Source organism: Pseudoalteromonas sp. SR43-3 (assembly GCF_014163875.1).
Classification (GTDB): domain Bacteria; phylum Pseudomonadota; class Gammaproteobacteria; order Enterobacterales; family Alteromonadaceae; genus Pseudoalteromonas; species Pseudoalteromonas distincta.
The window spans coordinates 183,357-205,480 of sequence record NZ_JACJEC010000001.1; the positions used below are offsets into that span (position 1 = coordinate 183,357).

The 22,124-nt window shown below is 37.7% G+C and carries 22 protein-coding genes; 12 read left to right on the top strand and 10 right to left on the bottom strand.

What is annotated here, in order from left to right; translation table 11 throughout:
• The gene (locus tag H5088_RS00780) at window positions 1–1,005 is read right to left on the bottom strand and encodes a YHYH protein (protein WP_182751980.1); all 1,005 of its coding nucleotides are present in this window, start codon (window positions 1,003–1,005) and stop codon (window positions 1–3) included.
• A 205-nt stretch (window positions 1,006–1,210) separates the two neighbouring features.
• On the opposite strand from H5088_RS00780, the gene H5088_RS00785 reads away from it, so the two are divergent.
• The gene (locus H5088_RS00785; protein WP_182751981.1) at window positions 1,211–1,642 is read left to right on the top strand and encodes a DUF3859 domain-containing protein; all 432 of its coding nucleotides are present in this window, start codon (window positions 1,211–1,213) and stop codon (window positions 1,640–1,642) included.
• Window positions 1,643–1,739: 97 nt separating this feature from the next.
• On the opposite strand, the gene H5088_RS00790 is transcribed toward H5088_RS00785, so the two are convergent.
• From H5088_RS00790 to H5088_RS00800, 3 genes are all read right to left on the bottom strand, one after another.
• Window positions 1,740–2,156 carry a VF530 family DNA-binding protein gene (locus H5088_RS00790; RefSeq protein WP_002960902.1) on the bottom strand — a complete coding sequence of 139 codons (417 nt, stop codon included), beginning with the start codon at window positions 2,154–2,156 and terminating at the stop codon, window positions 1,740–1,742.
• A gap of 72 nt (window positions 2,157–2,228) precedes the next feature.
• Window positions 2,229–3,221, bottom strand: coding sequence for an MDR family oxidoreductase (locus H5088_RS00795; protein ID WP_182751982.1), 993 nt, complete (start codon window positions 3,219–3,221; stop codon window positions 2,229–2,231).
• A gap of 49 nt (window positions 3,222–3,270) precedes the next feature.
• Window positions 3,271–3,906 (bottom strand): TetR/AcrR family transcriptional regulator, encoded by a 636-nt coding sequence (locus H5088_RS00800; RefSeq protein ID WP_182724478.1) that lies wholly within the window; start codon window positions 3,904–3,906, stop codon window positions 3,271–3,273.
• 410 nt (window positions 3,907–4,316) lie between these two features.
• On the opposite strand from H5088_RS00800, the gene rmf reads away from it, so the two are divergent.
• A complete protein-coding gene (rmf, locus tag H5088_RS00805; protein ID WP_002960897.1) occupies window positions 4,317–4,487 on the top strand; it encodes a ribosome modulation factor in 171 nt (56 codons plus the stop codon).
• A gap of 65 nt (window positions 4,488–4,552) precedes the next feature.
• On the opposite strand, the gene fabA is transcribed toward rmf, so the two are convergent.
• Window positions 4,553–5,068, bottom strand: coding sequence for a bifunctional 3-hydroxydecanoyl-ACP dehydratase/trans-2-decenoyl-ACP isomerase (gene fabA, locus H5088_RS00810; RefSeq protein WP_002960896.1), 516 nt, complete (start codon window positions 5,066–5,068; stop codon window positions 4,553–4,555).
• Window positions 5,069–5,271: 203 nt separating this feature from the next.
• On the opposite strand from fabA, the gene H5088_RS00815 reads away from it, so the two are divergent.
• From H5088_RS00815 to H5088_RS00825, 3 genes are read left to right on the top strand one after another with little or no spacing between them, the layout of a single operon-like run.
• Window positions 5,272–6,129, top strand: a complete 858-nt coding sequence (locus H5088_RS00815) for a 6-carboxytetrahydropterin synthase (protein WP_024595367.1) — start codon at window positions 5,272–5,274, stop codon at window positions 6,127–6,129.
• A complete protein-coding gene (locus H5088_RS00820) occupies window positions 6,122–6,940 on the top strand; it encodes a M23 family metallopeptidase (RefSeq protein ID WP_149592377.1) in 819 nt (272 codons plus the stop codon). The genes H5088_RS00815 and H5088_RS00820 overlap by 8 nt, the downstream gene beginning before the upstream one ends.
• A 5-nt stretch (window positions 6,941–6,945) precedes the next feature.
• Window positions 6,946–7,377, top strand: coding sequence for an acyl-CoA thioesterase (locus H5088_RS00825; protein ID WP_002960891.1), 432 nt, complete (start codon window positions 6,946–6,948; stop codon window positions 7,375–7,377).
• A 271-nt stretch (window positions 7,378–7,648) separates the two neighbouring features.
• Here the strand turns inward: H5088_RS00825 and H5088_RS00830 are convergent, their stop codons facing one another.
• Genes H5088_RS00830 through H5088_RS00850 form a run of 5 tightly spaced genes read right to left on the bottom strand, consistent with a single transcriptional unit; the run spans window position 7,649 to window position 13,245 of the window.
• Entirely contained in the window at window positions 7,649–8,971 is a 1,323-nt protein-coding gene (locus H5088_RS00830; RefSeq protein WP_182694104.1) for a Na+/H+ antiporter family protein, read from the bottom strand.
• An 8-nt stretch (window positions 8,972–8,979) separates the two neighbouring features.
• Complete coding sequence (locus H5088_RS00835; RefSeq protein ID WP_182751983.1) at window positions 8,980–10,950, bottom strand: DUF3488 and transglutaminase-like domain-containing protein; 1,971 nt, start codon at window positions 10,948–10,950, stop codon at window positions 8,980–8,982.
• Entirely contained in the window at window positions 10,950–11,936 is a 987-nt protein-coding gene (locus tag H5088_RS00840; protein ID WP_182751984.1) for a DUF58 domain-containing protein, read from the bottom strand. The genes H5088_RS00835 and H5088_RS00840 overlap by 1 nt, the downstream gene beginning before the upstream one ends.
• Before the next feature lie 6 nt (window positions 11,937–11,942).
• Complete coding sequence (locus H5088_RS00845) at window positions 11,943–12,848, bottom strand: MoxR family ATPase (protein ID WP_182751985.1); 906 nt, start codon at window positions 12,846–12,848, stop codon at window positions 11,943–11,945.
• A 13-nt stretch (window positions 12,849–12,861) separates the two neighbouring features.
• On the bottom strand, window positions 12,862–13,245 hold the full coding sequence (locus H5088_RS00850) for a response regulator (RefSeq protein ID WP_002960883.1): 384 nt from the start codon (window positions 13,243–13,245) through the stop codon (window positions 12,862–12,864).
• 529 nt (window positions 13,246–13,774) lie between these two features.
• On the opposite strand from H5088_RS00850, the gene H5088_RS00855 reads away from it, so the two are divergent.
• The 7 genes from H5088_RS00855 (at window position 13,775) to H5088_RS00885 (ending at window position 21,908) form a co-directional block, all read left to right on the top strand.
• Window positions 13,775–15,103, top strand: coding sequence for a hypothetical protein (locus H5088_RS00855; protein WP_165723449.1), 1,329 nt, complete (start codon window positions 13,775–13,777; stop codon window positions 15,101–15,103).
• 152 nt (window positions 15,104–15,255) lie between these two features.
• Window positions 15,256–16,560, top strand: a complete 1,305-nt coding sequence (locus H5088_RS00860) for a sugar ABC transporter substrate-binding protein (RefSeq protein ID WP_007377152.1) — start codon at window positions 15,256–15,258, stop codon at window positions 16,558–16,560.
• 146 nt (window positions 16,561–16,706) lie between these two features.
• Window positions 16,707–17,579 (top strand): carbohydrate ABC transporter permease, encoded by an 873-nt coding sequence (locus tag H5088_RS00865; RefSeq protein ID WP_002960879.1) that lies wholly within the window; start codon window positions 16,707–16,709, stop codon window positions 17,577–17,579.
• Between the two features lie 2 nt (window positions 17,580–17,581).
• Window positions 17,582–18,412 carry a carbohydrate ABC transporter permease gene (locus H5088_RS00870; RefSeq protein ID WP_182751986.1) on the top strand — a complete coding sequence of 277 codons (831 nt, stop codon included), beginning with the start codon at window positions 17,582–17,584 and terminating at the stop codon, window positions 18,410–18,412.
• Window positions 18,413–18,422: 10 nt separating this feature from the next.
• Window positions 18,423–19,424, top strand: coding sequence for an ABC transporter ATP-binding protein (locus H5088_RS00875; protein WP_007377154.1), 1,002 nt, complete (start codon window positions 18,423–18,425; stop codon window positions 19,422–19,424).
• A gap of 248 nt (window positions 19,425–19,672) precedes the next feature.
• The gene (locus tag H5088_RS00880; protein ID WP_154903126.1) at window positions 19,673–20,632 is read left to right on the top strand and encodes a sugar-binding transcriptional regulator; all 960 of its coding nucleotides are present in this window, start codon (window positions 19,673–19,675) and stop codon (window positions 20,630–20,632) included.
• A gap of 526 nt (window positions 20,633–21,158) precedes the next feature.
• Window positions 21,159–21,908, top strand: a complete 750-nt coding sequence (locus H5088_RS00885) for a hypothetical protein (RefSeq protein WP_182751987.1) — start codon at window positions 21,159–21,161, stop codon at window positions 21,906–21,908.
• The last annotated feature ends 216 nt before the right edge of the window (window positions 21,909–22,124 follow it).

Sequence of the window (22,124 nt, forward strand, 5' to 3'; positions counted from 1 at the left end):
TTAAACTTCGCCTTTAACGCAGCGTTGAAAAAACGGGTAAGTGTCTGTTGCGTAGTAGTGGTATATCCCATCAGGAAACTCAGGTGTTACGCCAACGCGGCCATTACATTCATCTAAATCACCAGAGCCTGCTACGTATTCCCAATCTTGTGCAAATGTACCTAATGGGTATATATCGGTAGAAGGGCGGTTTGCGCTTACAGATGTTGTGTGTTGGTAGCTACCGGTCATTACGGTTAGCGCTGAAGTTGCATCATTTGAGTCTGCATAGCCGTAACGTGCATATATAGGAAAGCCATCTGCTGCCCAGCCTATTAGAGTCATAGTGGAGCTATTGCCACCTCGCAGTGTTACAAAGCCTTCAGGCATACCGTGATAATGATATGTGCCATCGGGTTGTACGTGTGCATTGTTGTCGTCTGTTCCAAAACTAAACGTGTCTTGGCTTAAAGCTTCTATATTCCAATTACCGCTGTTGTCGCCTAAATCACAATCGGTGCCTGAATCATCGCAACTTCCGCCTGTGCCGGCGTCTATTTTAATGCCGTTAAGTACAACACCTATCATTCCAAGAGGGCCACCAAGCATGGTTGCTTGTGTTGTTTCTACAGGCTCAAGTGTGTAGCTTTCATTTACTGATTGTTCAGAAATAGTATTTGGGTTATCGGCATTAGGGAATGTACCTACTTCGTGATCAGGTATGCTATTAGCGACTATGTCGCGTGTAGTTCCTGTGCATGACCAATCTGCCACGCTGGTGGCCTGTACTGATACTGACTCGTTATATTCACTGTAGCTATATTCGCACAGCACGCCTTGGGTTGAGCTACTCGTACCTGTACCGTTATCTAAGGTGGTTGATGATGAATCTGTAGTTGTTGAGGTATCAACTATGCCTTCGCCATCTCCGCAAGCAACTAACGATGAAACAACTAGAGCCAAGGTGCTTAGTTTTATAGCATTTACCCTATTTGAGTTTTTAATATTAAGTGCGTGTAGTTTCATTGCTGCTTACCTGATCAATTAAGTTACTCAAACAATAATCAGCAATTGTGCAAATAATGTGTAAACAATGATGACAAATTAGCAATGATGTAAATAGACAAAGTATTAAAGCTAAGTTGAGATTTAACTTTATTGGATTGTGTTTTATTTTAAAATTTCAAAAGTTAAACTAATGCAAAAATAGCTAATATAAAAGGTTACCTTAATGGCTAAAACAAAACCTGTAGTGACGTTACAAAGTCACGGTATTTACTCTAAGTGGGATAGCGAAAGTAAAGCACTGCCACAAATAGAGCAATTTACAACAAATGTAATAGCTGAGGTAGATGTTGAGTTTGGCTTAATCGTAAATATTAAAAAGGGTAAAGGCGAAAAGCTTCACTATTGTATATATCATCCAGATATTCCAGACAGTCACGGTGATGTAATGGACCCCTTTGAAGGCGATGTATACGTTAAAAACAGTGATTGGAACTTTTATTTAGGCGACACGCTTTGGTTGCCAATAGAGAATAAATTGGGTGATTGGCGTATGACGATTGAGCTAAATGGGAAAATTATTGCTGATAAAACTTTTAAGGTAGCATTAGAGCTAGAGCGTACTGAAACAGATTTTTGGAAAAACCGAGGCTATTGATTTCTATTTTTAGCTATATGGTGTGGATGTAATAAAAATTAATAAAAGAGAGTTGTAGAGCCATTTAAAATAGCTCTACAAAATTAAATTAGCGTGTTTAGTTACCCCAAGGGTTACTAGAATTAGAGCGTTGTTTGCGATCACGAGCACGTTGCTTTGATGCTTTTTTTTCCATAATACGTTTTGCGTCACTGAAACTTAACTCACATGGCTCACCAGGTTTATGATCAGCAGGGATCACGCGATCACGTGGCGGTAATTCGTATTGCACATCATCAGGTCTAGGTAAGTTTTTTAGGCGATAAAGGTAAAAGTTATCTACTTTTTCTTGTGCCCATTGTGTTTTACGTAAAAATTTAACCGCTGACTTTATATCAGGATTGTTTTTAAAGCAGTTAAGTTGTAAATAAGCGTGTAGGAGCTCCCACCCGTATTGTTCAACCAGCTCTTCAACCACTTGTTCTAATTTAACGCCTTGCAGTGGATTATTACTGAAAAGTTCTTGGTTGCTCATAGGTGTTGCCTCGTTATTAAAATACAAATTGCATTATAAATTTAATAACGAGGCTTTAACAGAGTAAATAGCTTAACTTTGACAATTAACTACAACACGACCGCGAATTTTGCCTTGCATAAGTAGCTCTGCGTTATCAATTACGTGTTCTAGTGATATTTCTGTCGAAATTTTATCTAAGTAATCAGCGTTTACTAATTTAGCTAAACGATCCCACGCTTCAATTCTGTCGGCTTTAGGGCGCATTACGCTATCAATGCCTATTAGTGACACACCACGTAATATAAATGGGGCAACTGAGGCAGGTAAATCCATGCCTTGGGCAAGTCCGCAGGCGGTTACTACACCCCCATACTTTAATGATGCACAAATATTAGCAAGTGTATGGCTACCTACTGAATCTATTGCCGCTGCAAAGCGCTCTTTTTGCAAAGGCTTACCAGGATTTGAAAGCTCGTTTCTGTCAATTACTTGTTTAGCACCTAACTCTTTTAAATATTCACTTTGATCTAATCGGCCTGTTGCTGCTGTTACGTTGTAGCCAAGCTGGTTTAATAAATAAATAGCAAAGCTGCCTACGCCACCATTGGCACCTGTTACCAGTATTTCGCCAGATTCAGGGTTTATTCCTTGTTTTTCAAGAGCTATAACACTTAGCATAGCGGTATAACCGGCTGTACCTATTTGCATCGCTTGTTTTGGAGAAATACCTGCAGGCAAGTGGATTAGCCAATCGCTATTAAGTGCCGCTTTTTGAGCAAGCCCGCCCCAATGTTTTTCGCCTACACCAAAGCCATTTAATATTACGTTATCGCCACTTTTAAATTCATCGCTGGTGGAATTTGTAACCGTACCCACTAAATCGATACCTGGCACCATAGGAAAACTGCGTACAACAGGGCCTTTACCCGTAATTGCTAAACCATCTTTATAGTTAAGTGTGCTGTATAGCACGTCGATAGAAACGTTTTCGTTTGGTAAATCACTGCTTTCGATAGTCGATAATGAGGCGCTGTAGTTATTATCTTCTTTATTAATAACAATGGCTTTAATTGGGTTATTCATAGGATATCCTTTTAGACCGATCGTCTTTTAATTGGTAAATAAAAACGCATTAGGTTAGTAATGCGCGTAAAAACATTTCTGTATATAAAGTAAGTGGAGTATTTGATTTTGTGAGCTTGGCGCGCATAACCGCACCTTCCCAGCCAATCCAAAAGTACTCACTCATCAATTTTGTATTTACATGGCTTGCAATAGTGCCTTGTTGCTTAGCTTGGTTTAAGCAAACCTCTACATGGTTTTGCCAAGCGGTGTAGCTTTGCATTAATCTGGTTTTAAACTCATCACTTAAATGGTTAAGCTCTTGATTTAAGTTACCGACTAAACAGCCACGTTTGTAATCGTATTTTTTCATTCCTTTAATTGCGCTTTGGGTAAAATTAACGATTCGCTCAAGTGGGGGAATATCTTCTTGCTGTAGGTAATGGGTAAGCTTTGCAATAAAGTAACTGTCGTATGCATCAACGAGGGCAATGCCGTAGGCTTCTTTACTTTTAAAGTAATGATAAAAGGAGCCTTTAGGTACAGCCGCTTTTTTTAAAATAGTATCGAGCCCCGTGGCGCTAAAGCCAAATTCAGTTAAGGTTTCTAGGCCCGTACGAATAAGTAACGCTTTGGTATCGGCGTTCTCTCTGGCTATTTTAGGTGGGCGACCACGGCGTATTGGTGTTGATGTATTTTTGTCCATGTACATATATTAGACCGATCGACTTTAAATAATCAAGCATAAATTTAAATTGTTTAAAAATACTTCAAGTTAGGGGCGGGCTACTAATTTAAGATTAATGAAATAAAAGTGTCACGATTACATTTTTGTTTGGAACTTAGTCAATATTAGTCGGTCACAAATAAAGCACATAAGTGCTTTTTAGCGATTATTGAGTCGCATTTTATTTTAGCATAAAACCGGTCAAATTAAATGTTGTATGACCACTTACTTTTTTAAATGTTAATTCATTTTTGCATCAGCAGCTTAGTTAAAGTCAAACAATTTAATTGCTTTTACGATTTGAATTTTACATTTTTATTAACTATTCATTAAATGTAGATTTCACTAATGCTACACAATATACAAATAAAAAGGTGAGGATATTACCGATGAAGAGACAGAAAAGAGATCGTTTAGAAAGAGCTCATTCTCAAGGTTTTAAAGCAGGTTTAGCAGGTCGCTCAAAAGAGCTATGCCCTTATCAACAAGTAGATCCCAAATCAGAGTGGTTAGGAGGTTGGCGTGAAGCGATTGAAAACCGCAACATGTACAAAACCTAAAATCAATAATCGAATTTAAGCAAAAAGGCCTCCACGTTGGAGGCCTTTTTGTACGCATTTAAAAATTAAAACGCGCTAGTGTCTTGGAACAAGCCCACTTTTAAATCTTTTGCTTCGTAAATTACTCGGCCATCTACTTCTACAGTGCCATCTGCAACGCCCATGAACAATTTACGTTTAATTACGCGTTTCATTACAAGGCGGTAAGTTACTTTTTTATTAGTTGGTAAAATTTGGCCAGTAAATTTAACTTCACCCACACCTAGCGCACGGCCAAGACCAGGGCCACCAGACCAACCTAAGTAAAAACCAACTAGTTGCCACATAGCATCTAAGCCTAAACAACCTGGCATTACTGGGTCGCCTTTAAAATGACAATCGAAAAACCAAAGGCTAGGGTCAATATCAAGCTCAGCAACAATTTCGCCTTTCCCATGAATACCGCCATCAGCAGTAATAGAGGTAATGCGATCCATCATTAACATGTTGTCACTTGGTAAACGGCAGTTACCTTCACCAAACATTTCACCTTGACCACACAGGATCAACTCTTCTTTTGTATAGCTATTTTTAGGTTCCATAACACTTATCTTCGCTTAGAAATTGCCAAGTACTTTAGCGTACACTTGTACGCTAAACAACTCGGAGCAGTTAAAAAATCAAAATATTGCATATTAAATCATCAATCAATCAACGCGATTGGTTTTTGCACTATAAAACCGCGCAATTACAATCAGAAATCATTATAATTAACGCTGTCTTATAACCAGTCTAAAGGAAGTTTATGATCCTTTTTGTTAACTCACTAACTGTGATTGATTTTTCTTACTTATGTAACAAACGCGGCGCCGTTGGCGAGAGCTGGATTGTTGATTTAACTTTGCACGGTAAACTTAACGAAGAGTCTATGGTTTTAGACTTTGGTTTAGTTAAAAAGCAAATTAAAGGCATTATAGATGAGTGTATTGATCACCGTTTAGCAATTCCTACAGGGCTTAATGGTACTGTATCTGAATTTGACGAGCATAAAACACTCGACTGTACATTTGGTGAAAATAATCACTTAGCTATGAGCGCTCCTCATCAAGCTTATTGCATGATTAACGCAGATGAAGTAACTGTTGAATCGGTTACCGAATTTTTAATTGCGACTATTTTACCGAAGCTACCAGATAACATTGAAAAAATTGAGTTGTCTCTTAAGCCTGAACACAGCCAAAGTTTTTACTATCATTACAGCCATGGCCTTAAAAAGCATGACGGTAATTGCCAGCGTATTATTCATGGGCATCGTTCTCAAATTGGTATTAGCCTAGATGGTATTTCTATGCCGCGCTTGCAAAAAGAATGGTCTCAAAAGTGGGAAGATATTTACTTAGCCACCAGTGAAGATCAAATTAACGCTGCTGATTTAAAACACATAACAGCCAAAGCGGGTGATGTATGTTTTGCTTATACATCGGCACAAGGCTATTTTGAAATGGCTATAAGCGAGTCTCGTTGCGACATTTTGCCAGTAGATACCACTGTAGAATGTATTGCTGAACATGTAGCTGGCCAAATTAAAGCCCAATACCCAGAAAAAGCAGTGAAAGTAACGGCTTATGAAGGTGTTGGAAAAGGATCGATTAGTTATGTTTAAAACACTTTTAGTAACAGCGCTTGTTGCCTCTGCTAGCTTTAGTGCTATGGCGCTTGAGTTAAAAGGACATTTAACACAAGGCGGTTTAGTTACTGGAAAGCTAGAAAACGCTAAATCAGTAAGCTTAGATGGCAAAAGCTTAAAACTTTCACCAAAGGGTGACTTTGTATTTGGTTTTGGTCGTGACGCTGAAACTACTCATACTTTAAAATGGGTAGATAACAATGGTAAATCGCATTCACAGCCAATAGCTATCACAAAGCGCGAATATAAAATTGATAAAATTACCGGTGTAGCTAAAAAATATGTCTCTCCGCCAAAAGAAGTTAGTGCGCGTATAAGCCGTGAAGCAGTTGCTGTGCGAAAAGCCAGAGAAGTAGACTCTGATTTATTGTACTTTTTAGACCCTGTGTTAAAGCCTGCAGAAGGGCGCATATCGGGTGTTTACGGTAGTCAGCGCTATTTTAATGGCGAGCCTCGTCGTCCGCACTTTGGCTTAGATATCGCGAATAAAACGGGCTCTCCTGTTTACGCGCCTATTAGTGGTACCGTGGTATTTGCTGAACCTGATTTATACTACTCTGGCGGAACATTAATTATTGATCATGGCCATGGTATTACCTCAACTTACATTCACTTAAGTAAGCTTGATGTAAAAGTGGGTGATAAAATTGAGCAAGGTAACAAAGTGGCTGAAATTGGTGCAACAGGGCGTGTAACGGGTCCTCACCTAGATTGGCGTTTTAACTGGAAAGGCGAACGCCTTGATCCTGCATTACTAATGCAAGATACATTAGCAAACAAAAAGTAGAGATTATGACTGACGTAAATCGCGATGCAATAATTGCTCAGCGTATTGAAGACTCAACCACATCGGTAACTAAAACCGTGTTTCCAGGGCGTACTAATCATCACAATACTTTATTTGGTGGTGATGCACTGGCGTGGATGGATGAAGTGGCATTTATAGCAGCGACTCGTTTTTGTCGTAAGCCTTTGGTAACTATATCTTCTGATAGAGTCGACTTTAAAGAAGCCATACCAGCAGGTACTTTTGCAGAGTTAATAGCTAAAGTAGTGCATGTAGGTAACACCAGCTTAAAAGTTGACGTAGATATATTATTAGAAACTATGCACAAAGACGATAAGCATTCAGCCATTAGTGGCAGCTTTACCTTTGTTGCAGTTGATGATAACCACAGACCGACTCCGGTAGTATGCGACAAAATGATTTATGGTTTTGATTAACTTAAAGCTTTGAATATGCGCTAAAGCAAATTTATATAAGCACCTTAATTGGTGCTTATATAAAACACCTAAAAGAACACATCATACAAAATATTCATGAAGTATAATCTCGACAACAGAGTAAGTATTAACTAAAAAAGTAATCAAACTGAAGGGAATTGATAGGGGTGAGAGTTGTTGGATTTGGATACTAAAAAGGTATGCTTTTAACATACCTTTTTGGTTATATTTAGCTTTTAATTACATTTATTAATACTTACATAAATACTTTTTAAAGTACCATTGCTGCAATCCAGCCAAATATTAGCAGCGGAATGTTAAAGTGAATAAACGTTGGAATAACAGAGTCTCTAATATGGTCGTGCTGGCCATCGGCATTTAAACCCGATGTTGGGCCAAGCGTTGAGTCTGAAGCAGGGGAGCCTGCATCACCTAAAGCGCCCGCAGTACCAACAAGTGCAGCGGTAGCCATAACAGAAAACCCAAGGTCTAAACATAAAGGAACAAACAAAGTTGCAATAATTGGCACTGTTGAAAACGAACTACCAATTCCCATAGTAATTAATAACCCGACCAACAAAATAACACCGGCGGCCAAAGGTTTATTGCCATCAAAAAGGGCGGCTGCACTGTGAACTAAGCTTGCTACATCGCCAGTGGCTTGCATAACCGATGCAAAACCTTGTGCCGATATCATAATAAAGCCAATCATGGCCATCATAGCAACGCCTTTACTAAATACGTCGCCGTTTTCTTCCCACTTAACTACACCAAAAACACTAAATATCATTACACCTACTAAGCCACCTAAAATCATTGAGCCACTTAGGTTTTGTGCAACAAGTGAGGCAAGTACTGCAAAAAGCCCCACAATCATTACTTTTTTAGGGTTTTCTACCTCAGCAGATTTACTCACAGTTGTTAATGGGAGCTCGGTGTATTCACGACGTTTTTTGTAAGTAATAAATACCGCAATAAGCAATCCAATAAACATACCTAATGCAGGAATTATCATCGCCACAGGGACTTGGGTATTTACAATGTCTAGGCCGTTATCAACTAGGTTTTTGTGCAAAATCGAATATAAGTAAATACCCCCAAAACCATAAGGAAGCACCATGTAAGACGTTGCTAATCCAAATGTTAAAATACACGCTATAGCACGCCTGTCTAATCTTAACTGATTAAAAACAACAAGTAACGGCGGGATCAAAATAGGAATAAACGCTATGTGTACAGGGACTAAGTTTTGCGAAGAAATTGCACAACCTAAAATAATTAATAAAATGAAGTAACTTAAAAATGTTTCATTACCGCTGCCTTTTGCATTTACTTTAGCAAGTAGCTTATCAGCGAGAATGCGTGTTAAACCCGACTTAGAAATAGCAACGGCAAACGCGCCGAGCATAGCATAACTTAGTGCAATTTCAGCTCCAGCTGAAAGGCCAGAATTAAACGCATCAACACTTTCTTTTATGCCCAAGCCTGCAGTAAGACCTGCAACTAACGCGCTTATGATCATGGCAACAATGACGTTAACGCGAGCCAGAGATAGCCCGAGCATTAAAATAACGCCTATAACAACAGCATTCATAGTATTCTCTATTTGGAAATTTTAATTAATTTTATCAGATCTTTAGCCTGAGTTTTACGCTCTTTCGTAAAAGGTTTTTTACCATAGCGTACTTGGTTAAATAACTGCCTAAAAGTGTTTATAGATTGTGCAGAACGAGGAAGTTGATCAGCAAAAAAGTCTAACTGCTGACTCGGTGTTAAATTATCGGGTGTATTTATTTTTTGTTTTTTAGCCCATGCTTTTACTTCATAAAACTCTTTAACCATAGGCGCTAATTTAGACGGGCGTTTTGGCAAGTTTAAATAAATAAAATAACCTATAAAACAAAAACCAGCTGTTAGTAAAACCATTAATGGTACAAGCCAAATATTTTTACTACCAAAAATTGATTTTAAAAAATCATTTTGTTTTTCTTCGTCAAAACCAAGTACCCAGCTAGACCATTGATAATCGAGGTTTTCAAGTTCCAACCTTAACCAATTAATAGCGGGGAAATTACTTAAACTCACTAAACCAAAATCAAGATTACTTTTAAATTCGTCATTCAGCTCTTCGTTTTGCGAAAGCGAGCCATTCAAACGCTCCGGAGCTACAACAGCGGTTGCATCAAAAATAACCCAACCTTCGTTTTGTAAATATACTTCTACCCATGCGTGTGCGTCGTATTGGCGAACAGTGAGCGTATTATTATCTTGATTTAATTCGCCACCTAAATAGCCACTTACTAGTCGAGCGGGTATACCTGCGGTTCTAAAAATGTACGCAGCGGCACTGGCATAGTGGCCACAAAAGCCACGTTGATTATCAAATATAAATTGATCTATGGTGTTATCGCCGCTCATAGGAGTGGGTGTTAATGTGTAAGTAAATCCCGTACCTGCAAAGTATTGTAATAAGCGGTTATAAAAATCGCGATCAGAGTGTGTATTTTGCTTTAAGTTTTTAGCAAGTGATGATGTTTTTACATTCTTTTTATTGGAGAGGTATTTGTAGCGTTTTTCTTCAAATTCGCCAAGCGGTAAAGCTTTGAAGTTAAAGCTATTTACATCGTATTGTAAGTTTTTAGCTTGGCGACTTTTTTTACGCAATAAACCTAGCGAATTACCTTCAACATTTGGTGAGTTACTACTGGAATACGCTAAACCATAGAGCCATTTTTGTGTAGCAGGCTCTGTAATAACTGAGTAGCTTGCAATAAGTTGCTCATCATTTTCGCTCTGCGTATTTGTTTTTACATTATTATATTTTAAAAAGTCAGACGTAAGCCACGCATTACCATTAAACTCATCATGGACTATTGCTCGCCAATAATAAGGCGCTACAGGTTTTTCTTCGTTAAATTTAGCTCTAAACACAAGTTCATCTGAGTTTGAAAGCTTTGCAATATCGAATGGATCGACTTGTTCAGAAAGCCCTGTTTTAGCAAGCTTAGGCCCAGGAAGCTGCCAAAAGGCGGGCATTTTTGGCAAAAAAAGCAGTAAAAATATAGCTAAAGGAAGCGCTAAAAGTAGCAGTTTACCGCTTTGTTTAGAGGCTATTTTTAAATTATGTTTGGACTCGAGTAAGCCAAGTACTGCAAAGTTTAATATGTATAAACTACTAACAGTTAAAGTCGTTAAAATGCTTTGGTTAAATAAATACACAGATGAGAGTGAAAAAAACGTAAGCGTTGTAATTACATGATAGTGTTTTTTGGTTTTAGCCTGTAGCAGCTTAAATAAACTAGCAAGTAGCAGCATGGCCACAAATAAAATAACCGTATCCGACATGCCTACTGTGTAGAGCATTAAACCCAGTGACACACCTGCGAGTATATTTGCCAGCCAAGCATTTGGCTTTGGTTTATTACTCAGCGTTATGTAAAAGTTCCATGCACAAATAAGTGAAAGTACACCAACAAAAACAAGCGGTAAATGTGATACAAAAAATACAATCAAACATGCATATATAAAAGACAGCGAATAATTTATTACTTTTTCGTTTTTAAGTATGTCCATTACACATCACCATTAAATGAGCATAAGAATTCTAAGCATTGCTGCTTATGTTGCTGTCCGGTATTTGTATTTATTGTTTTATTCGGTAGCTTTAACATAAAAGGGGTGTTTTTCTCGGTTGCTTCACACACTAAAAAGCATAACTGGCTTAACCGTTGTTCTGTATCTCCATTCATTAACGTAAAATCGAAGAGCGCATTCGCTGTTTTAAAGTCTACAAACTCTTTAACTAACAACTGCTGTGTTTTTGCGTAATGCTTCCACGACACTCTTTGCAAGCCCATCTCAGGTAAATGTGGGATAAGAGACTCAAACTCTTCGCTACCAAATTGTGTAGAAATACCTTTATCGGCTTGCTCATCAAGCATGGAAACATGCGCATCACAGTGAACCTGTTCAAGTGACGGGTACACAAATACATCTTGTTGTAATTGAATGTAGCTCCAAACAGTTATCAAACCAAAGGGATAGTTACTCGCTATTTTAATACGTTGCACTGAGTACTTACCGCGTGAGCTGTAGGGTAAGTTGAGTGTAAGTAACTGAGGTTTATTATCAACTTGGCCGGTATGTTTGTGAGTTTGCTCACTACCTTGATATGTTAAATTAATAGATTGGGTAACTGTAGGACTTTGTAATTCAAATATAATACTCGGTTTTTGAGGAGCGTAGCTGTTAAATGCATCCTTAAATTTAACTGTTAAGCCTTTAGCGTTACTGTAGCCCATTAATACAGCAATAATCATTACCACAAACATAAGATAAGACATTATTAAAATTAAATTATTTTGATAATTAATGCCCATCACAAAGTTTAAAATAGCTACAACTATAAAATACCAACCAAGGGATGATGGCAATACATAAATTGTTCTGTGTTCAAGTGTAATTGAGTTTTTTAAATGTTTATTTTTTAATAACTTATTAAATACACTTTGCTTAAATGATTTAAATAAAGAAGGGCGCTTAGCTGTTTTTTTTGGCATAAAAGTTTATACCGGAACTAATACGTTTTTTAAAATATCGTTTACTTGCGCTTCACCTGACTCATTATGCAAACCTAATCGATGCTGACACACACTTACAAATACGGCTTGAACATCTTCTGGCGTTACAAAATCACGACCATCAATAAAGGCCCACGACCTAGCTGCTTTAGCCAAAGCCATACTAGCACGAGGTGATAACGATGATGCAAAAGCGTTGCTTGTGCGTGTGTAATTAACAAGCTCTATAATGTAGTCAATAACCGGGCTACTTAAAGTAATTTGGCTTATCTGGGATTGAATTGCCGCTAACTCTTGTTGGTTAATACGCTTAGGTAATTGGCTGTAATCTCGTTTTTGCATATTCAAAATTAAGCGTTTTTCGGCTTCTTTAGGTGGAAAACCTAAGCTAATGCGCATTAAAAATCGGTCTAATTGCGACTCAGGTAACGGGTAGGTACCTGATTGATAAAGCGGGTTTTGTGTTGCTATCACAAAAAATGGATTTGGCAGCGTATATTTTTTTCCATCAACTGTCACTTGTTGCTCTTCCATTGCTTCAAGCAACGCACTTTGTGTTTTGGGCCCTGCGCGGTTTATTTCATCAGCTAAAACAACTTGGCTAAAAATAGGGCCTTTATGAAATGTAAAACTGTGCTCAGTAGAATTAAACACGTTAGTACCCAAAATATCAGCAGGGAGAAGATCACTGGTAAATTGTATACGCTGATACGATAAGCCTAACACAGCTGACAATGCATGAGAAAGAGTGGTTTTTCCCATGCCAGGCAAATCTTCAATGAGTAAATGCCCTTCGCTAAATAAGCATGTAAGTGCCAGTTTTATTTGTTGTTGTTTACCAAATATAACACTCGAAAGATCTTCTATAATCGCAGTAACAGTACTATGCATGCTAACCTTATTATTATTCTATTATTTCAAGACGCTTCATTACAGTGTCTACTTTTTTTGTATTAAAAGGTTTTGCAATAAAACCTTTAGCGCCCATTTCCCACGTGTTTTGTACGTTTTCGAGACTATTGTGGCCCGAACACATAACAACATGAGTGTGCGGGTAAGCACTATTAATGTATTCCAATATCTCTGCACCGTTAGAGTCTGGTAAATCTACATCTACAAATATAACGCCTGGCGGTTTATTGTCCATAATAGGTTTGGCAGAGCTAAAATCAGCACTTTCTAATATATCTTCAAACCCTAAGTCAGTTAAAATTTGGTTTAGATAATCACGAATTTCCTTAACGTCATCAATAATGAGGATGGGCTCTAGCGGGCGAACAAATTCCATATGTAGGTTACTTCTATTTTGAATACATCTAAGTGCTTTAATACTAAGCTAACCCCATCATAAGCTCAAGAACGTTACTTAAAAAACACCAATAAATAAACTGTTTATAGGTTTGCCCAACAACGTATTTTTAAAGGATTATCTGCTCTCATATCTTCTACTAACTTATATTTTCATTAATTGTAATGAACAATAATGACGTATTCATAAGAAATTCCTTAATCCAATACAACATTCCATCAAAATTTGATGTAACAAATTTGCTACTTAACTTATTGATTCAAAAATATTTACATATGAATTCGATTTTTTGTAAACGTTTTGTAATAAAAAATCGTTGACCTTCTAAATTCATTCTGTGATTATGCTCAACAGATGGGCTTATGCTCACAAATGCAGTTTCATTAACCACTTAATGTTTTGCTCAGTCAGCCTCATCTATACACACTGAATTAATACCAATTTCATTAAATGAAAATGCAATTTAATAAAGTTGGCATCACACACCACACTAAATAAAGAGCTTATTATGTTGAATAATAAAAAGACTAAATTTGCAATTTCTCTCATAGCGGCAGCTATGGCTACATCGGCTCCAGCACAGGCTGATATTTCTGAATATTTAGATCGCGTTGACGTAGACTTTTTACTAATGCAAAACTTTCAGTCAATTCAGGCTAAAGATGGTGCATTTCGTCCAGAAGATGAAGAACAAGAATCAGGATTTGGCCGTATTAGAGCTAATCTAATGCTTAAATTTCATATTAACGAGTTCATCACTGCCGATATAGATATTGCAGAAGAGCCTAATGACTTTGGTGGCGAAGATCGTGACTTTTCATTTCACAACGATTTTGCAGGTGTTGAATTTGACTTACTAGGCCTTTATGGCACACCAAAAGAAAACGCAAATTTAACACTGCGTTTGGGTAATATTGGTGGCTCACCATTTCAATTTAAAGGCTTTCAAGACGGCGCAGATAACCAAAGTAATGCACTTATTGGTAATGGTATTACCGATTACGCAACCGCAGAAAACGGCGCACAGCTAAGTTACAGCGAAACTTTCGATAGTGGTGTAGTACGTGCTTATAATGTTACAGGTCACATTACGACTTCAAGTTTCGGTGAAGCATTTCAAGAAGACAGAGGTTATAACTACCGACTTCAAGGTACTCTAGAATTTGAAGGTGGCTTTAAAGCAGGCTTAAACTTATTAAAAGCGAATCAAGGCGACCAGTTACGTTTTGAAAATGGCGTAGCAAGTCTTGATGGTGTAACCACAACAAACTATCGCTTTGGCGATGGTGAAAACTATAATTTCTCAGCGTCACCGTCAAACGAGCGTGACACACATGTTGGCGCCATGCCTGGCCTTGAGCAATCAATTATCCAGTTAAATTTAGCTTATCAACCATCTGACGAAACTAGCTTAATTTTTATGGTTGGTAAATCGTCTGATGATTACACATTTGCAGATGCCGCTGGTAATGCAGTTGCCGGTATTACCTACTTTGGTACAAACGGCATAGCAGATGAAAATGGCACTACTTTTGATTCAAACAGTGTAATAGAAGGCGACTCATCGGTTGAGTACTTCGTGTTTGAAGCACAACAATATCTAATCCCTAAAAAGCTATATGTAGCGGCTCGTTATGCAGAAGCCGATAACACTTCCGATTTAATTGAACAAACAGACAACACAGTAGAGCGTATTCAAGTAGCCGCAGGTTACTGGTTTAACGATAAAACGCTTTTAAAAGTTGAGTATGTTAACCAAGAAGAAGGTGTTAATTCGGGCGGCCAAATCGGTAAAGGATTTGACGGCTTCACTTCTGAAATATCTGTTAAATTTTAAATCATTATCCAACTAGTCTATCTATTTAAACAAAGGACCTAAAAAGGCACTTTGCGGGCAGTTTTATGCGTTAAAACTGCCATAAATAGAATTGGTAATAGATTGAAATTTAATAGCACTTGTTAAAACATAACGTGTATGGGGAATACCCGATGAAAAATAAATTAATTATGCTCGCGTGTGGCTTTATAAGCATGGGCGCTGCGGCAAAAGAAACAATCACAATAGCGACTGTTAACAATGGTGACATGATCACCATGAAAGAATTAAGCAGTGACTTTACCAGCCAAAACCCTGATATAGATCTAAAATGGGTCACTCTAGAGGAAAACATTCTTCGCCAACGTGTCACTACCGATGTTGCAACAAAGGGCGGCCAATACGATGTTATGACCATAGGTACTTATGAAGTACCAATTTGGGGCAAGCAAAATTGGCTAAAAGAGCTGGATAATTTAGGTGAAAACTACGATTTAGACGATTTAATTCCGGCAATTCGAAGCGGTTTAACGATTAACGACAAGCTTTATGCTGCGCCATTTTATGGCGAAAGCTCAATGGTTATGTACCGCACTGACTTAATGGAAAAAGCAGGGCTGACAATGCCTAAAGCCCCAACATGGGACTTTATACGCAAAGCTGCTAAAGCGATGACAGATAAAAAAGAAGGTGTTTATGGCCTTTGTCTACGTGGTAAAGCAGGTTGGGGCGAAAACGTTGCGCTTATTACATCCATGGCAAATTCGTTTGGTGCTCGTTGGTTTGATGAAAATTGGAAACCTCAGTTTAATACCCCAGAGTGGGAAAATACCCTTCAGTATTATGTCGATGTGATGAAAGAATCTGGTCCTGCTGGTTCATCTGCAAACGGTTTTAATGAAAACCTTGCACTTTTTCAAACCGGAAAATGTGGTATTTGGATTGATGCAACCGTTGCAGGCGCATTTGTTACTAACAAAAAAGATTCAGAAGTTGCCGATAAAGTAGGGTTTGCACTTGCGCCAGATAATGGTCTAGGTAAACGCGGTAACTGGTTATGGTCTTGGACTTTAGCCGTACCGGCAAGCAGCAAAAAACCAGATGCCGCAATGAAATTTATTAGCTGGGCGACATCAAAAGAATACACTCAACTTGTAGCTGACAAAAAAGGTTGGGCAAAAGTACCGCCAGGTACACGTAAATCACTTTACAGTAATCAAAAGTACATGGACGCAGCACCGTTTGCGCAAATTACCTTAGATTCTATCCAATCTGCAGATCCTAAAAATCCAACCGTTAAACCGGTGCCTTATGTAGGTATTCAGTTTGTTGCTATTCCTGAGTTTCAAGGAATTGGTACAGCTGTTGGGCAACAATTTTCAGCAGCATTAACTGGCCAAATGACCGTTAAGCAAGCGCTTAGTACGTCTCAGCACCTCGTTGAGCGAACAATGCGTAAAGCTCGCTATCCTAAATAGCATGTAATGGGCGGGTAAGTACTCAAACTTACCCAATATTTTATGTCAATTCTATTTACTTGTTAGTTATAAATACTATCAAGGGTTTCTGATTTTCACTTGATAGTTAACAAGTAAATAGAATTGGCTTTTTTAAGGTCACCTTTATGGCAACAACTAACTCGCGCACGCTTGCTCGGTTTATGCTTCTTCCTAGTGTAATTTTATTACTTGCTTGGATGATAGTTCCGCTGTGTATGACACTGTATTTTTCTTTTATTGATTACAACTTACTCGTTCCAGGGGATAAAGAGTTTGTAGGCTTTTTAAACTATGAATTTTTCCTAACTGATCCGGCTTTTTTTGAATCATTTTTTAACACGCTTTACCTAGTAACTGGGGTTTTACTTATCACTATTTGTGGTGGTATTGGCTTAGCCATTTTACTAGACCAAGCAATATGGGGACGAAATTACGTTCGCATTATGGTACTAGCCCCATTTTTTGTAATGCCAACTGTGTCGGCATTGGTATGGAAAAACATGCTAATGAACCCAGTTAATGGCTTATTTGCACATTTCGCGATTTGGCTTGGCTTTGAACCTATCGACTTTTTTGCTCAAATGCCGTTATTTTCAATCATCATAATTGTGTCTTGGCAGTGGTTACCATTTGCAGCATTAATACTGCTAACAGCAATACAATCATTAGACCGTGAACAATTAGAAGCGGCTGATTTAGACGGAGCTGGGCCATTTAGTAAGTTTTTTTACATCGTTTTGCCGCACTTATCGCGCGCTGTAACCGCTGTTATTTTAATCGAAACTATATTTTTACTGTCAATTTTTGCCGAAATATTAGTTACAACAAGTGGTGGTCCTGGTTATTCGTCAACCAATATAACGTACTTAATTTACACGCAATCACTACTTCAATTTGATGTAGGTGGCGGTTCGGCAGGGGGCATAGTTGCAGTAATAATTGCAAATATTGTCGCTATATTTTTAATGCGCTTAATTGGCAAAAACTTGGAGGGTTAATTATGACTATAAAAGATAGCCGTCGTTCCAAACTAATTTATACCATTGCTGCATGGACAATAAGCGGCATGATTTTCTTTCCAATTTTATGGACGTTAATCACCAGCTTTAAAACGGAAGCTGAAGCAATTTCAGCAAGTCCAAGCTTATATGCGTTTGATTGGACGCTCGAAAATTACCGCGATGTACTGTCGCGCTCGCCATACTTTACCCATTTTTGGAACTCTGTAGTTATATCACTAGGTTCAAGTTTACTGGGGTTATTAATTGCGGTACCTGCTGCGTGGTCTATGGCGTTTGTGCAAACTAAAAAAACAAAGCACTTATTAATGTGGATGCTTTCAACCAAAATGTTACCACCAGTTGGGGTACTTATTCCGATTTATTTATTGTTTCGAGACTTTGCGCTACTCGATACAAAATTAGGTTTGGTTATTGTAATTACACTCATTAACTTACCAATAATGGTATGGATGCTGTACACCTACTTTAGAGAAATACCAAACGAAATACTTGAAGCTTCACGTATGGATGGCGCAACAATTGGTGAAGAAATATTCCATGTTTTATTGCCAATAGCCTTACCGGGTATAGCCTCAACATTATTGTTAAATGTTATTTTGTCATGGAACGAAGCATTTTGGACACTTATTTTAACCGCTGCAAATGCTGCACCTTTAACGGCATTTATTGCCAGTTACTCAAGCCCTGAGGGGTTATTTTACGCTAAGTTATCGGCAGCATCTGCCATGGCCATTGTGCCAATTTTAATACTTGGTTGGTTTAGTCAAAAACAATTAGTGCGTGGATTAAGTTTCGGCGCAGTAAAATAGGAGAATACACATGGGCAGCATCACACTAAAACAAGTCACTAAAAACTTTGATGAAGTTAACGTAATTAAACCGCTAGACTTAGAAATTAAAGACGGTGAGTTTATCGTATTTGTTGGGCCATCAGGCTGTGGTAAATCTACATTACTTCGTATGATTGCAGGGCTTGAAGATACCACCAGTGGTAATATAGAAATTGATGGCATTGACGCTACAAAAACACCGCCTGCAAAAAGAGGCTTAGCAATGGTGTTTCAATCCTATGCGTTATATCCGCATATGACAGTGCGTAACAATATTGCTTTTCCTTTAAAAAGAGCCAAGGTAAGCCCTGCAGAAATTGAGAGTAAAATTGCTAACGCAGCTAAAATTCTTAATTTGACCGATTATTTAGACCGAAAGCCTGGGCAATTGTCGGGCGGTCAGCGCCAGCGTGTAGCGATAGGGCGCGCAATTGTACGCCAACCTTCGGCATTTTTATTTGATGAACCGCTTTCGAATCTTGATGCGTCATTACGTGTAAATATGCGTTTAGAAATATCTGAATTACATAAAAGTTTAGCTACAACAATGATTTATGTTACGCACGATCAGGTTGAAGCCATGACAATGGCAGATAGAATCGCGGTATTTAATGCCGGTATTATTGAACAGGTAGGCACACCTTTAGAGCTTTATAAAAACCCAGTAAACAAATTTGTAGCTGGTTTTATTGGCTCTCCAAAAATGAACTTTATAGATGCTCCACAAAATGAAGATGCGAATGTTAGTTGTATTGGTATACGACCAGAGCATATAACACTCTCTACTGAGCAAGGAACGTGGGCTGGTACTGTCGGTGTAATTGAGCATTTAGGATCGGAGAGCTTTTTACATATAAATATTGAAGGCAAAGGGACCGTAACAGTAAAAGCAGATGGTGATTGTCCGTTAAAATATGGCGACAGTATTTACCTAAGCGCACCGGCTGATAAAGTATTAAAGTTTGATAATAATGGTTTAACAATTCGCTAGAGCCAATCTTTAATTACCTTAAATAGCACCTTTATAATGGTGCTATTAACTAAATTCTAATTACATAATCCTATGAAACCTAGGTATTTTTTATTAAGGAATGGTATATTTACAACTATAAATAACAAAAACGTTATTAATAAATAGATACTCCAAAATTAATAAAATAATTTATATAGCAGCACATATAATTTAAATTTTGTAATGAAAATAAGGACTTAGTTTTCCTTCTATTTTAAGAGGTTTACGTGGTAAAGCTATCAAATACAGAAATTAGAAAGCTAGATGATGCAGCCAGAGCAGGGTGGTTATATTATGTTGGCGGTAACACACAAGATGAAATTGCTAAAAAGCTAAATATATCTCGCCAATCTGCACAAAGAATGGTCGCATTATCTGTGAGCCAAGGATTAATTAAAGTTAGACTTGACCACCCGATTGCCAAATGTATGGATTTAGCTGAAAAATTAAAAAGCCGTTTTGGGTTAGATTCGTGTGAAGTTGTACCGAGCGATCCATCTGAACCTTCATCTACATTAGGTTTGGCTCAAGCTGGCGCGGCAGAAATAGAACGTCATTTAAAATCAGAACAACCCAAAGTACTTGCTATGGGAACCGGTCGAGTTTTACGTGCATGTGTGGATGAGCTAAGAACCGTTGATTGTCCGCAACATAAAATTGTAGCCATGCTAGGTAATATGGCTTTGGATGGATCGGCTTCACCTTATGATGTTGTAGTAAGAATGGCCGAACACACCAATGCAAAACATTATCCAATGCCATTGCCAGTTTTACCAAGAAGCATTGAAGAAAAAGAACAGTTACACGCACAACAAAATATTACCGGTAATTTAAAACTCGCTAAAGATGCCGATGTAACATTTGTGGGTATTGGTAGCTTAGGTGAAAAGTCGCCATTACATATAGATGGTTTTATTGATGCGCAAGAACTTAAAGAGTTACAAGATCTGGGTGCTGTTGGTGAAATGATTAGTTGGGTGTTTGATAAAAACGGTAAGCTTTTAGATTGCACAGTTAATCAGCGTGTAGCAAGTACGCCATTAAAAACAAATGCTAACAAACAGATTTATGCGATAGCTGCTGGTGAAGAAAAAGTGTTAGCCATTTTGGGCGCAGTAAGGTCAAACATGATCAGTGGATTAATTACTAACGAATATACAGCTGAGCGTTTACTTAGTATTGATTAAACAAATTGATAAACAAAGCATCTGTATTAGTAATACTAGTTATTGTAATAAAAACACTTAATGTCCGATACCGTCTAGTATTGGACATAGTAAGGGCGCATTTAGGCGCTCTTTCTACATATACATTAACTACCTATAATTTATATTATGTTAAATTAAGTATCTTGCGCCACAATGGCAATACATTTACCCATAATCCTATCGTCTCACCCGCTTAGCTTTGTCTTAATTAGGGTTGTTTGTTATAGAGACATTTAAAAATTTATTATTTCGCGCTGGTTTTATGAACTTTGGTAAAATTAGATCGCTGTGCCACTATGGAGTTTTTGCTTATGAACTCTGAGCGCACTTTAGAGCGTTGGATTGCCAGTGATGTTTTGCGCATCATGGGTAATGACTTGATTAAAGTGAGTGATAGATTTAAATTGAAAGAAATTGTAACCAAATACGAAGGTATAAAAACGCGCCTAACCGCGTATAACACGCGGTCTTTTTTAATAAAATTAAACCTATAAATGGAAGAAAAATGTTTCAAATTCAAGATGAAAAAAGAGTTGAACTCAAGATATTTAGTGAGTCTCAATCACTCTATGATTTAGGGGTTAAAAATCAAAAATTCAAAAAGCCAATGCTTACCTTTTCAATCTTTTTACTGCTTTTTAACCTTGCGGAGATAAAGATCACAGGTACAAGTATTGGCCTCATTAGTGGGAAGATAAATTACCCTGCAGTTATTCCAAATGCCATTTTTATACTTACGTTTTACTATACATTTTTATATGTTGCCTTTATGCAGTTTTTGAAAGAAGATTTATATACCGAAATGACAGATCGCACTCATAAACGAAGGTACATTAAAGAGCTGTGTTATGAGCTGATAGAGACTCATATAGCAAACCATCTAAAAACGAAGCACGTTCAGATTGTTAGGGCTGCCCCAGCGACAACAGTAGACCCTTCACTTAGCAAGGCTAAATTTACTCTATTTATTAATGGAAACCTTGAAGGAAACCAAAGCAAAGAAAATCTTTTACGTTACATTAGAGATATTGGATATGCCACTAATATTATTGAAAACCCTAAATCTACGATCCCCGCTAAAAAGGGAAACTCGAGAGTAACATTTGAATGGGACTTTAAACCTAGTCAGGCTGATTTGGATTATTTTGATAAGCACTATAGAAAGATCAAGTTCTTTAATCTTACAAATTTAGCTGAATTTAGATTGCCTGTATGGCTCTCAATTTTTTCAATGTTCTTTCATATTTTAAAATAAAGCCACATTTAAGCGGCTTTTTGTAACGTTTCACTCAATGCGGCAATTAATTCATCATCCAGTTCGTTATCTGATTTTTCTGGGTTGAGATAAAACCACGCGTTTGGATATTTAATGTAATTACTGTCTTTTACGTAAAACTGAAACTCAGCAAGCGCTTTACCTACTGGTTTAGTTAATGGAGCGGTTTACTCCTGCCCCTTTTCAATAAAGTTA